The organism is Pseudoxanthomonas sp. CCNWLY206-1 (assembly GCF_039710385.1).
Taxonomy (GTDB): Bacteria; Pseudomonadota; Gammaproteobacteria; order Xanthomonadales; family Xanthomonadaceae; genus Pseudoxanthomonas_A.
The window spans coordinates 189051-201600 of record NZ_JBDKXI010000006.1 but is presented as its reverse complement, the minus strand read 5'-3'; the positions used below and the strand labels follow the sequence as shown (position 1 = coordinate 201600).

Genomic DNA, 12550 nt, shown 5'->3' with positions numbered 1-12550 from the left:
CGCCATGTCCCATCACGACGACATTCCTTTTCGTACTCGTTACCGCAAATGGCTAGGCGTTGCGGCGCTATTCTTGGTTTGCGCATCCACGCTTCCCCCGTTGTTGGCCGGCGGCAACGATGCCTCGCGATTGCTGGATGCGGTACGCGCCAATCGTCCGGACCTGGTCCGGCAGCTGGTGGCGCAAGGCACGGACATCAATGCCACTCAACCTGGTGACGGCTCGGCGCTTATCGTGGCATCACGCGGCGGCAACCTGGCGATGGTCGATGCGCTTATCGCCATGGGCGCCGATGTCAATCATGCTTCGCATAGCGATGGCACTCCATTGATTGCAGCGGCCGGCGCAGGCCAGGTTGCCGTTGTCGAACGACTATTGGCGAAGGGCGCGAAGATCGATTTCGTTGCGGCTGACGACGAAACCGCACTCATCTCGGCCGTCCGCGGCAACCACGTGCAAGCAGTCGAATCGCTGATCCGGCATGGCGCCGACGTCAACCTGGGCGTTCTCGCCAACGGCACGCAATGGCGCACTCCGTTCAACCAGGCGCGCGACACCGCCATCCGTAACCGCTTGGCCGACCGGGGCGCGACACGCGACGGCATCCGCCGGCGCTGATGCGCGTCTTTCCTTCTGCACCCGGCGGCGCGTGCGCTGCCAGCCACACATCCATGGAGTGACATGATGTTCAGTTACTACTTCCAACTCGCGCTGCGCAGCTTTCGCCGCAACAAGGTGCTGACCGCGCTGATGGTGGTCGCGATCGCGCTGGGCATCGGCGCCAGCATGACGACGCTCACCGTGTTCTACATCCTGTCCGGCGATCCGCTGCCGGGGAAGAGCCATAAGTTGTTCTTCCCACAGATGGATCCCCGGAACATGGACGGCTATGTCGCCAGCGAGGAACCCGAGGAACAGTTCACCCGTTACGACGCCGAAACACTGTTGCGCGAGAAGAAAGGCGACCGTCAGGCGTTGATGACAGGCGGTGGCTTCAGCATCGAGCCCGACAAGCAGGGCTTGTCGCCATTTGTCGTGGATGCGCGCTACACCTCGACCGATTTCTTCCCGATGTTCGAGGTGCCGTTCGCCCACGGCAATGGCTGGTCAGCGGCGGACGACGATGGCCGTGCACGTGTGGTGGTGATCGCCAAGGAGCTCAACGACAAGCTGTTCGACGGCGGCAACAGCGTGGGCAAAACCATCCGCATCGAACAGAACGAGTTCCGTGTTGTAGGCGTACTGAAGGAGTGGCGTCCGACGCCGCGATTCTACGACCTCAACATGGACCGCTATGGCGAAGTGGAGCAGGCTTTCGTGCCGTTCTCCACGGCCGTCGAGCTGAAAATGGGGCGTAACGGATCGATGAACTGCTGGGGTGAAAACACGAGCGGCGATGAGATCGGCCTCAATGCGCCCTGTACCTGGATGCAGTACTGGGTCCAGCTGGACACACCCGAAAAAGTTTCCGCTTATCGCCAGTACCTCAGCAACTATTCCGATCAACAACGCCGTGCCGGCCGCTTCGAACGCCCCACCAATACCCGCCTGCGCAACGTGATGGAATGGTTGGATCACAAGAAGGTCGTACCCAACGATGTGCGCCTGCAAACCTGGTTGGCCTTCGGCTTCCTGCTGGTCTGTCTGATCAATACGGTTGGGTTGCTGCTGGCCAAGTTCATGCGCCGCAGCAGCGAGATTGGTGTGCGCCGCGCGCTGGGCGCCTCCAAACGCGCGATCTTCGCACAGGCGCTGGTCGAGGCCGGCACCGTTGGCTTGGCCGGCGGCGTGCTGGGCTTGATCTTGGCGCTGTTGGGACTGTGGGCCGTGCGCCAGCAGCCGGCCAGCTATGCCGAACTGGCTCATCTGGATCCGGTGATGCTGCTGACGACTTTCATCCTGGCGATCGTGGCCAGTGTGTTGGCCGGGCTGTTGCCGGCTTGGCGCGCCTGCCAAGTGACACCCGCCATCCAGCTCAAATCCCAATAACTTGCATCCCGAGTTTCGCTAGCAGATTTCTTGCTGGACTCGGATGACATCACGGAGAACTGCCATGGAAATCCGCCCCATCTTCTCGGCGCTGCGGCGCCACAAGACAGCCGCCGCACTGATCGTCGTCGAGATCGCGCTTAGCTGCGCCATTATTTGCAATGCCTTGTTCCTGATCAGTGGACGCCTGGAACGCATGGGCCGCGTCAGCGGCCTGGCCGAGAAGGAAATCGTTCGCATCCAGTTGACTGGTATCGGCCGCAGCGATAATCCCGAAGCACTTACCAAGACCGACCTGGCCACCTTGCGCGGCTTGCCAGGCGTCAAGTCCGCCACTTCGGTCAATCAGGTGACGTTCGGCAGCTCGTCCTGGAACAGCGGCGTGCGGCTGTCACCGGACCAGACCCACAACGCGCTTAACTCCACCACCTACCTGGGCGATGAAACGCAGATCGATACGTTGGGGCTGAACCTGATCGCTGGCCGCAAGTTCAACCGGGAAGATGTTGTGAATTGGGAAGCGCTGAACAAACCCAACTCCGACGTCAAGATTTCCGCCGCCATCATCACCAAGAAAATGGCCGACACCTTATTCCCTGGAGAAGATGCCATCGGCAAGGAGCTCTACAGCTGGGGCGATTATCCCACCAAGGTGGTTGGCGTCGTCGAACACCTGGTGCGCCCCAATGACTACGGCGGTCCGACCGGGAATGAATACTCGATGATGTTTCCGGTCGATATCCCGTATTCCATCGGCGGGAACTACCTGCTGCGGGTAGATCCGGACCGTCGTGGGGAGATTCTGAAGGCGGCTGAGGAAGCCCTGGTACGCAACAGTCCCAACCGGATCATCCTGGAGAAGCACACGTTCGAGGAGATGCGCAGCGACTATTACCGCCAGGATCGCTCCATGGCGTGGCTGTTGGTGGCGGTGTGCATCGCGTTGCTGGTCGTAACGGCACTGGGCATCGTCGGCTTGGCCAGTTTTTGGGTGCAACAGCGCTCCAAGCAGATCGGTGTGCGTCGCGCATTGGGTGCGACAAAACGCCAGATCCTGCGTTATTTCCAGACCGAGAACTTCCTGCTGGCAACGCTGGGTATCGTGCTGGGCATGGCAATGGCCTACGGCATCAATCAGCTGCTGATGGGCAAGTACGAGTTGCCGCGGCTGCCGCTTTACTACCTGCCCGTAGGCGCGGTGCTGTTGTGGTTGCTGGGCCAGGCTTCCGTGCTGGGTCCCGCTATTCGTGCCGCAGCCGTACCACCTGCCGTGGCGACACGCAGCGTTTGACGTCTTCCAGTTCGCGCCTTCCCGCAAGCAGCGGGAAGGCGATGACTTTCGGTTGGTCCCATCGGGTGGGTCATGGAACTCCGTTCCCCATTTCTCCTGTTATGTCGGCACAAGGGAACCGCCACGTTGCTGATGGTGGAGATCGCCATTGGGTTCGTGTTGCTGTGTCTGGCGTGGCAGGCGGTTGTTCGTTATCAAGCCAGAATCTCGGCGCCCAGCGGCATCGCCGACACCGAACTGCTGGCGTTCTACCCGCTGGTGAAAGGCGTATCGCCTATCGACCCGGATGAACTGGTGAACCGGCTTCGAGAAATACCTGGCGTGCGCCAGGCAACACTCAGCAACCAGGTTCCGTACGCGACTACGTCCTGGAACACCGTCGTATCGTCTCGCCCCGGGATGGACAAGGGGCATTCGGTCGCCAGCGTTTACTTCGACAGTGGTTCATTGGCGAAGACACTGGGCTTCCGGCCATCGCAGGGGCGCCTGTTCCAGCACAATGAGTACACGACGTTCAGTACCTCACCGACACAGGTACCACACAGGGAACTTCCCGCACTCGTCAGCACCGCGCTGGCGCAACGTCTTTATCCGGGTGGCTCTGCATTGGGAAGCCCCATCTATGGCATGCCGCAGCCAATGAGGGTGGTCGGCATTGTCGACCGATTGCCGCAACCGAAAGGAAGCCGCGGACATGCGACCGAATCCGCCGCGCTGATACTGCCGCTGAAACCGGCGGACGCAGCGAACTGGTTCTTGCTGGTTCGCACCGGCGCTGATCGGCGCACCGAAGTGGCCGCCTCCGTGCAGGCTTACCTCGCCCGTCTGTTTCCCGAGCGCGCCGCGGCAAAGGCAGTGACGCTTGAGGAGCTGCGGCATACCTACTTCCAGGACGACCGCCGATGGGCATGGACCCTCGCCGCGTGCGCCGCGGGCTGGTGGCTGCTGACCCTGCTGAGCATCGCCGTGGCCGGCAATCTATGGGTGCAGCACAGCGCGTTGCGCATCAGCTTGCATCGCGCGGTCGGCGCAACGCAGCGACAGATCGTACGAATCCTGCGGTTTGAAAATCTCCTGTTGGCAGCCGGCGGTGTTGCACTCGGCTGGCTATTGTTCGCCTTCGCCGTCGACCGCCTGCCAATGCCACGGCCGGCGGAGCCGCTACCGGTCTATTGGCAGGCCGTGGTTGCGCTGGCCATCGGATTTTTCACCCAACTGGCCGTCAGCTGGCCCGCACGGCGCGCTGCGCGGGTTTCGCCTTACCGGGTTACCCGCAAGCCGGTTAGGCTATAGCCATGCCAACCATTCTCGTTATCGACGACAACCCCGCCGTCAGCACCGCACTGGAAGTCCTCTTTTCACTGCACGACATCGCCACCCTGCGCGCCGACTCACCGGAAGCGGGCTTGGCCTTGCTGCAACAGGAATCCGTGGACCTGGTGATCCAGGACATGAACTTCACCGCTGACACCACTTCCGGAGATGAAGGCGAAGCGCTGTTCGCTGCGATCCGTACGCGCCACCCGGATTTGCCGGTGATTTTGCTGACCGCGTGGACGCATCTGGAAAATGCCGTTGGCCTGATCAAGGCCGGCGCAGCCGACTACGTGGCCAAGCCGTGGAACGACCGGAAGCTGCTGGCGACCGTCAACAATCTGCTGGAGCTCGCCGAAGCACGCAGCGAACTCGACCGGCGCCGCAGCCGCGAGCGTCGCAGCCGCGACCAGCTTTCGCAGCGTTACGACTTGCGCAACCTGGTATTCGAAGATCCCGCCAGCGAGCGCATCGTCGCGTTGGCCTGCCAAGTCGCGCGCTCCGATCTGCCGGTGCTGATCACGGGCCCCAATGGCGCGGGCAAGGAGAAGATCGCCGAGATCATCCAGGCCAACTCCAGTGTGAAGCAGGGACCGTTCGTGACGTTGAACTGCGGCGCGTTGCCTTCGGAGCTGATCGAAGCCGAGCTGTTCGGCGCGGATGCCGGCGCCTACACCGGTGCCAACAAGGCGCGCGAAGGCAAGTTCGAAGCCGCGGACGGCGGCACGCTGTTCCTGGATGAGATCGGCAACCTGCCGCTGGCCGGACAGATGAAGTTGTTGCGGGTGCTGGAAACCGGGCGCTTCGAGCGACTGGGTTCCAACCGCGAACGCCACGTCACCGTGCGGGTGATCAGCGCCACCAACGCCGACCTGCCGACGATGATCCGCGATGGGCAGTTCCGCGAAGACTTGTATTACCGGCTCAACGCGATCGAACTGAATTTGCCGCCATTGGCGGAACGACCCGGCGACATCCTGCCGCTTGCCGATCGCTTCCGTCCCGACGACAAGGCCTTCGCGGAAAGCGCCCGTAGCGCGCTGCTTCGCCATGCATGGCCAGGCAACGTACGCGAGCTGCGCAATGTCGTGCAGCGTGCTGGCTTGCTGGCCACAGGCGAACGCATTGAAGCGGCCGACCTGAATCTGCCCAAGCCGCCTCCGGCAAAATCCACCACCACGGAAGAACCGGACCGCGCCGATGTCGAATCGGCGCTGGCGCGTGCGCGTGGCGTCATTGCACAGGCGGCGGCGGAGCTTGGCCTGAGCCGACAGGCGCTGTACCGCCGCATGGACCGTTTCGGTATCCCACGCGAATGATGCGCCGCTCGCTCGCTGGCCGTTTGTTGGCCTGGTTGCTGCCGCTGCTGCTAGCCGCGATTGCGCTGCCGTTGCTGCTGTTCCAATGGCTTCCTGATATACGCGTGGTCGCTTTGGTCTCGGTGCTGGTCGTACTCCCTGCCGCCATGTGGACGATCAGTCGTGCACTGGCACCGACACGCTCGCTGTTCCGCGCGCTTGCAGGCAGCGTCAACAGTTATCGCGACGGCGAATACAACTTCGGTATCCACTGGCGCGGCCACGATGAGTTGGGCGAGTTGGTGCAGGCGCACGGCGAGCTTGGCGACGTATTGCGCGAACAGCGCCAGGGCTTGGTGCAACGCGAGTTGCTGCTGGACGCGATGGTGCAGAACACACCGGTGGCGATGCTGTTGATTTCCGCCGGCGGCGATGGTGTGCGGCGAGTGGTATTCGCCAATATCGCCGCACGCAAGCTACTGCACGGCGGCTGGAAGCTGGAGGGACAGGATTTCGACACGCTGTTGGCGCAGGCGCCCGTCGAGATGCGCGAAGCCATGGCGCGCGGCGGCGACAGTCTGTTCGCGGTCGGCAACGAAGAGGAAGACGAAGAGGAGCAGGTCTACCATCTGGCGCGCCGGCAGTTCCGCTTGAACGGACGCCACCACGAACTGCTGCTGTTGCGCTTGCTGACCAACGAGCTGCGCCGGCAGGAAGTGCAGACGTGGAAGAAGGTTATCCGCGTGATCAGCCACGAGTTGAACAACTCGCTGGCACCGGTGGCATCGCTGGCGCACTCGGGCGCAGAGCTGGTGCGGCGTGGCCGCCATGATCGGCTGGAGGAAGTGTTCGGCACCATCGAGGAGCGCGCACGCCACCTGGAAGGCTTTATTCGCGGCTATGCGCGTTTTGCCAAACTGCCGCAACCGCAGTTACAGACAGTCCAATGGATGGCGTTCCTGAGCAGCCTGCAACGTCAGATCGGTTTCGAGCTGGAGATGCCGTCATCGGAGTTGGAAGGCCGCATCGACCCATCGCAGATCGAACAGGCACTACTGAACCTGTTGAAGAACGCGCATGAGTCCGGCTCCGGCAGCGATGGCGTCAGCCTGCGCCTGACCCGGCTACCGGGATGGCTGCGTATCGAGGTCATGGATCGCGGCAGCGGCATGAACGATGCGGTGCTGCAGAACGCGCTGGTGCCGTTCTATTCCACCAAGCGCAATGGCACCGGCTTGGGCCTGGCTCTTACCCGCGAAATCGTGGAAGCGCATGGGGGCCGCCTATCGCTGCACAACCGCGAAGGCGGCGGTTTGTGCGTGGCGATCCAGTTGCCGGAAGCCGGCGTGTAGCGTGCGCTGCGCGCACGACGGGACATTAGACAGCCCCGACCCTCGGCCTCTGCATGGATCCACTTTGTGGGAGCGACGGCTTTCAACAGCCGAATGGCTGGTCAAGTCGCAACGTTGATGTTTCCGGTCGCGACTTACCGGTACCGGCATGCCGGTACCACTCCCAGGCTTGGCTTCGTTTCGTATGTTGTTGCCGGATGTTGGTGTAGGAGCGCCGTCTCGGCGCGAGCTCTTCGTTCTTACCGCGATCTGGCGGGAAGAGCTCGCGCCGGGACGGCGCTCCTACGCACATAGGGCCTTTATCGTTGAAGGCCACGTTCATTGCTACCTCTTCTTCGGCCGTTGCCAACCATCAACGCTCATCTGTCTCCCATGCGATGGTCAACTGTCGGGTATGGATCTACTTTGTAGGAGCGACGGCTTTCAGCAGCCGAATGGCTGGTCAAGTCGCAACGTTGATGTTTCCGGTCGCGACTTACCGGTACCGGCATGCCGGTACCGCTCCCAGGCTTGGCTTCGTTTCGTATGTTGTTGTCGGAGGTTGGTGTAGGAGCGCCGTCCCGGCGCGAGCTCTTCGCTCTTACCGTGATCTGACGGGAAGAGCTCGCGCCGGGACGGCGCTCCTACAACATAGTCGTTTCTCGAAGGCCGCGTTCGTTGCTATTTCTTCTTCGGCCGTTGCCAACCATCAACGCTCATCTGCCGCCCGCGGGCGATGGTCAACTGATCAGACGGCGCGTTCTTGGTGATGACCGACCCCGCACCGATCGTCGCGTTCTTGCCCAAGGTCACCGGCGCTACCAGCGCAGAATTGGAACCGACGAACACGCCGTCCTCGATGGTGGTCACCGACTTGTTCACGCCGTCATAGTTGCAGGTGATGGTGCCGGCGCCAATGTTGACGCCGCTGCCGATCACGGCATCGCCGAGATACGTCAGGTGGTTCGCCTTGCTACCAACACCCAGCGTGGTCTTCTTGGTCTCGACGAAATTGCCGATATGCACGCCGTCCGCGAGAACGGTGCCGGGGCGCAGCCTGGCATAGGGGCCGATCTGGGCGGCGCCCTCTGTCACCACGCCCTCCAGGTCGCAATGCGCACGTACCTGCGTGCCTGCCCCCAACCTGACGTCCTTCAAACGGGAAAATGGACCGATGCTGACGCCATCACCCAGTTCGACCGTGCCTTCCAGCACCACGTCCACGTCGATCTGCACGTCGCGGCCGACGACGACCGTACCGCGCTGATCGAAACGCGCCGGGTCCAGCAAGCGCGCGCCCTGAGCGCACAACTCGCGTGCGGCTTGTCGCTGGTACGCACGCTCCAGTTGCGCCAGCTGCCAGGGATCGTTGGCGCCTTCGGCTTCGATGGGATCTGCGATCACCACCAGTTCGGCCGGCGCGAATTCTTCGGCGGCCGAAGCGAAGACGTCGGTAAGGTAGTACTCGCCTTGTGCGTTGTTATTGGACAGCGCAGATAACCAGCGGCGCAGCGCGGTCGATTCCGCGGCGATGATGCCGGTATTGATGGTTCGGATACGGCGCTGCTCATCGTCGGCGTCCTTGTGTTCGACGATGGCGGCGACACGGCCTTCGGAGTTGCGGACGATTCGGCCGTAACCGCTGGGGTCGACCGGTTCGGCCGCCAACACGGCCAAGCGGCCTGGCACATCCAGCAAACGTTGCAGACTCTCCGTCCGGGTCAGCGGCACGTCGCCGTACAGCACCAGCACCGTGGCCGCATCCGGCACCTGAGGCATGGCCTGCGCCACCGCATGCCCCGTGCCGAGTTGCTGCGCCTGCTCGGCCCATTGCAGATCGGCCTGATCCGCGAACGCCGCCCGCACCTGATCGCCGCCGTGGCCATAGACCACATGGATGCCCGCCGGATTCAATGCGCGCGCCGCGGCGATCACATGTCCCAGCATCGGCCGGCCAGCAATCGGCTGCAGCACCTTGGGCAAGGCAGACTTCATTCGCTTGCCCTCGCCAGCGGCGAGGATGATCACGTGTAGTACGCTCATTGATGCTTCCATACGCTAGACGCGGCGACGCGCAGATACGACGATGTTAGCAATTACTCGTTCCTTTCCAAGGTGATTTGATGCTCCGACAGCGATCTTCCGCTTGGTTCGCACCGGCGGTGTCCGCCTTTGTTTACGTAACGCTGTCGGTGCTGACACAAGGCCAGGACGCCAACTGGGATCTGCGCAATTACCACCTCTATACCCCGATCGCGTTGATGGAAGGACGCTGGGGCCACGATATTGCCGCGGCGCAGCTACAGACCTGGCACAACCCCACTTTGGACTTCCCGTTGGCCTGGATGATCCACTCCGGTGCGCCGGGCTGGCTGGTATCGATCTGGCTGGCCGTGCCCGCCTTCATCGCGTTGTTCTTCGCGCTGCGGCTGATGGACCAGCTGTGGCCCTCACAGCGTTCCGGTTTCAGAACGGGCGTGGCGGGACTGCTTGCGGTGACTGGCGCGGCGGTAATGCCCGGGATTGGAGCGAGTTTCAATGACGCCTTTGTCGCCGCAGGGGTATTGCCCGCGCTGTGGTGGGCAGTCGACTCCCAGCACAAGCGCGGCGCCTGGGCGACCTGGTTGCCCATCGGCCTGCTCGCAGGCGCTGCCGCAGGACTCAAGTTGACCGCAGCCATGTACTGTCTCGGGTTTGTAGCCGCCGCGATGGTGGCTGGGCCTGCGCGTGCCATGCCCGCGCGGCTGGTCGCGCTAGCCATCGGCGGCATCACGGCAGCGGCGATCACCGCCGGCCCATGGGCCTGGCGCTTGTGGCAGGAACACGGCAACCCTTTGTTCCCCTATTTCAATCAATGGTTCCAGTCGCCCGACGCATTGGCCATGGCCTACAAAGACGAACGTTTCCTGCCGAAGGGTTGGTTCGACACGTTGATGGTGCCCTTTCATTTACTGACGGATAACCGCCGGTTCTCGGAGAACACGCTCGCGGACCCGCGGTTGTTGCTGGGCATGGCCGCAACGGTGCTGACGCTGGTGTCTGCATTGAAAGCGCGCGGAAGCGCTTTCCGCGAGGCCAGTGCCACAGTTTCTCCTTGGCTGCTACCTGTCTTCCTCTTGGTCAGCTATGTGGTGTGGCTGCAGCTCTATGGGATCTATCGCTATTTGTTTGCATTGGAACTCGTGCTGTCGGTCATGATCGTTGGCACGCTTTCGACGTTCGCCGCCAGACGCTTCTACCGAACAATATTGGTCGTCTTTGCGCTGCTGATGGTAGTGGTGACCAACCGTCCGGGTTGGGGTAGGCAGTCGTTTAGTTCGCCGATGGTGCGCGTCGAATTTCCTTCCATGCCTACCAACAGCTTGGTGGTGCTGGCGGAAGACGATCCGCTTGCGCACGCGGTGGCTTTCCTGCCCCGGCAAGTGGCGGCGATATCGATCCACAACAACTTCATGGATCCCGCACGCTGCACCCGGTTACAGGCGCAAGCAGAAGAGCGGATCCGGCGCCATACCGGCTCCTTCTATCTGTTGCGCGAGATAAAGGACTCGCCGGCCGCCATCGAACCCTACAAGGCCTACGGGTTATCGATTCAGGGCGCGTGCGTGCCTATCGTCGATAGCCTGAGGGATCTCCAGCTCTGCCCGCTATCGCGTACGGAGATCAAGCCGCCGATTTGTCTTTCGTCAGCAGCTGATCGCTGATCAAGCGAAGGATCTCGTTGGAACGGCGGTTCATGGTGTCCAGTATCAGGCCGGTCGCCATCGATACCACGCCTATCAGGACGCAGGCGACGGCGAGCACTGCCGTCGATGGATGGGTCACGAGTCCGGTCCGGGTGAACTCCTGGATCACGATGGCGCCGAAGCCCAGGCCGGCCAAGGTGCTCAATGCCGCCAGCACGCCAAAGAACAGCAGTGGTCTTAGATCCTTGAACAGGAAGAAGATGGTCTTCAGTACCCGCAAACCGTCGCGATAGGTATTGAGCTTGGAATGACTTCCGTCCGGCCGCGTGCCGTATTCGACCGTGCGTTCGGCCAGAGTGAATCCATTGGCAAGAGCGAAGACGGTCATTTCGGTTTCTATCTCGAACCCGCCCGACAATACCGGCATGGTCTTTACGAAGCGGCGCGAGAACGCGCGATACCCGGACAACACATCGCGCACGGGGTGTCCGAACAAAAAGCCAATGGCGCTGCGCACCAAGCGGTTGCCGAAGCCATGGAAGCGGCGGAAAGAAGCGGTGTCGTGGGATTCCAGGCGTGTGCCGACCACCATATCCGCACGCCCATTCACGATATCCTCGAGCAGATCCCGCGCTGCATCCGCCGGATAGGTGTCGTCGCCATCCACCATCAGGAACACATCGGCGTCGACGTCGCGGAACATTGCGCGGACCACTCGACCCTTACCCTTCGCCAGAACCCGACGGACGCTGGCGCCCGCCTCCACCGCGATTTCACCGGTACGATCCGTGCTCGCATTATCAAAGACCCAGATGTCGGCTTCCGGAAGTGCGCGGCGGAAATCCGTGACGACCTTGGAGATGGTCTGTGCTTCGTTGTGGCAGGGGATCAATACAGCGATACGCACCACGGCATCCTTTTGATGGGTCATTCGGGTAATGGTAACCGCGGCTTGCGGATGCAGCACCTGAATGGTTTGGGCGTCTTCCTTATCCACGCAGCGCGGGAGTGAGGATGAGTTGCTTGTCTGGCGACTTTACGCGGGGACCATCGGAACGCTCGGCGTACTTCCAAGCCGGACAAGCGGGCGGGCGGCGGATACAGGAGGAACAGATTCGGATGACTTCAACCCGTTCTGAAACAACGGGTACACGCCTACCGCCCTGTCGTAACATGCCGCCATGCCTAAACATTCCGACAGCTCCGTGTGGCTCAAACAAGGAATGAGCTTCATCGTTGCCGGCGCATTGCAACTGCTGCTGGACTGGGCAGTGTTCGTTGCGCTCACTTCGCTGGGTGCGTCACCGGTCGTCGGCAATCTTGCCGGACGTGTCTGCGGTGCCTTGCTGGGTTTCTGGCTCAACGGGCGGGTAACTTTCGCCGATCAGGGCCAACCCAGGCTCGGCTGGCGCCGTTTCCTGAGATTCCTGGCCGTCTGGCTGACCCTGACCTTGATCAGTACGGTGTTGGTGGCCAGCACCGCGAGCCAACTGGGGTTGCAGCAAGCTTGGCTGGCGAAGCCTATTGTCGAAGGCGGGTTGGCGGTGGTGGCGTTCTTCTTGTGGCGGCACTTGGTCTATCGCTGAGATCCAGGAGCCACTTGTTCACCATCCGGACGCGCCGCGGCGCGCTCTTGATCG

Annotated in this window: 10 protein-coding genes; 8 read left to right on the top strand and 2 right to left on the bottom strand. The window is 62.1% G+C overall.

Annotated features, from left to right (window positions below):
- Positions 1-4: 4 nt before the first annotated feature.
- The 6 genes from AADW18_RS14875 (at position 5) to AADW18_RS14850 (ending at position 7245) form a co-directional block, all read left to right on the top strand.
- Entirely contained in the window at positions 5-619 is a 615-nt protein-coding gene (locus AADW18_RS14875) for an ankyrin repeat domain-containing protein (RefSeq protein ID WP_337344170.1), read from the top strand.
- Positions 620-685: 66 nt separating this feature from the next.
- Positions 686-1990: an ABC transporter permease gene (locus tag AADW18_RS14870; RefSeq protein ID WP_337344169.1), complete on the top strand. Its 1305-nt coding sequence runs from the start codon at positions 686-688 to the stop codon at positions 1988-1990.
- A 64-nt stretch (positions 1991-2054) separates the two neighbouring features.
- Positions 2055-3281 (top strand): FtsX-like permease family protein, encoded by a 1227-nt coding sequence (locus AADW18_RS14865; RefSeq protein ID WP_337344168.1) that lies wholly within the window; start codon positions 2055-2057, stop codon positions 3279-3281.
- A gap of 72 nt (positions 3282-3353) precedes the next feature.
- Positions 3354-4574, top strand: coding sequence for an ABC transporter permease (locus tag AADW18_RS14860; protein WP_337344167.1), 1221 nt, complete (start codon positions 3354-3356; stop codon positions 4572-4574).
- Between the two features lie 2 nt (positions 4575-4576).
- The gene (locus AADW18_RS14855; RefSeq protein ID WP_337344166.1) at positions 4577-5914 is read left to right on the top strand and encodes a sigma-54 dependent transcriptional regulator; all 1338 of its coding nucleotides are present in this window, start codon (positions 4577-4579) and stop codon (positions 5912-5914) included.
- A complete protein-coding gene (locus AADW18_RS14850; RefSeq protein WP_337344165.1) occupies positions 5911-7245 on the top strand; it encodes a HAMP domain-containing sensor histidine kinase in 1335 nt (444 codons plus the stop codon). Before AADW18_RS14855 ends, AADW18_RS14850 begins: the two co-directional genes overlap by 4 nt.
- Before the next feature lie 660 nt (positions 7246-7905).
- On the opposite strand, the gene glmU is transcribed toward AADW18_RS14850, so the two are convergent.
- On the bottom strand, positions 7906-9267 hold the full coding sequence (glmU, locus tag AADW18_RS14845) for a bifunctional UDP-N-acetylglucosamine diphosphorylase/glucosamine-1-phosphate N-acetyltransferase GlmU (protein WP_337344164.1): 1362 nt from the start codon (positions 9265-9267) through the stop codon (positions 7906-7908).
- Positions 9268-9347: 80 nt separating this feature from the next.
- On the opposite strand from glmU, the gene AADW18_RS14840 reads away from it, so the two are divergent.
- Positions 9348-10928, top strand: coding sequence for a hypothetical protein (locus AADW18_RS14840; protein WP_337344163.1), 1581 nt, complete (start codon positions 9348-9350; stop codon positions 10926-10928).
- Here the strand turns inward: AADW18_RS14840 and AADW18_RS14835 are convergent.
- On the bottom strand, positions 10888-11841 hold the full coding sequence (locus AADW18_RS14835) for a glycosyltransferase (protein WP_337344162.1): 954 nt from the start codon (positions 11839-11841) through the stop codon (positions 10888-10890). The genes AADW18_RS14840 and AADW18_RS14835 overlap by 41 nt on opposite strands.
- Positions 11842-12091: 250 nt before the next feature.
- Here AADW18_RS14835 and AADW18_RS14830 point away from each other — a divergent pair, with 250 nt between their 5' ends.
- Positions 12092-12496 carry a GtrA family protein gene (locus AADW18_RS14830; RefSeq protein WP_337344161.1) on the top strand — a complete coding sequence of 135 codons (405 nt, stop codon included), beginning with the start codon at positions 12092-12094 and terminating at the stop codon, positions 12494-12496.
- The last annotated feature ends 54 nt before the right edge of the window (positions 12497-12550 follow it).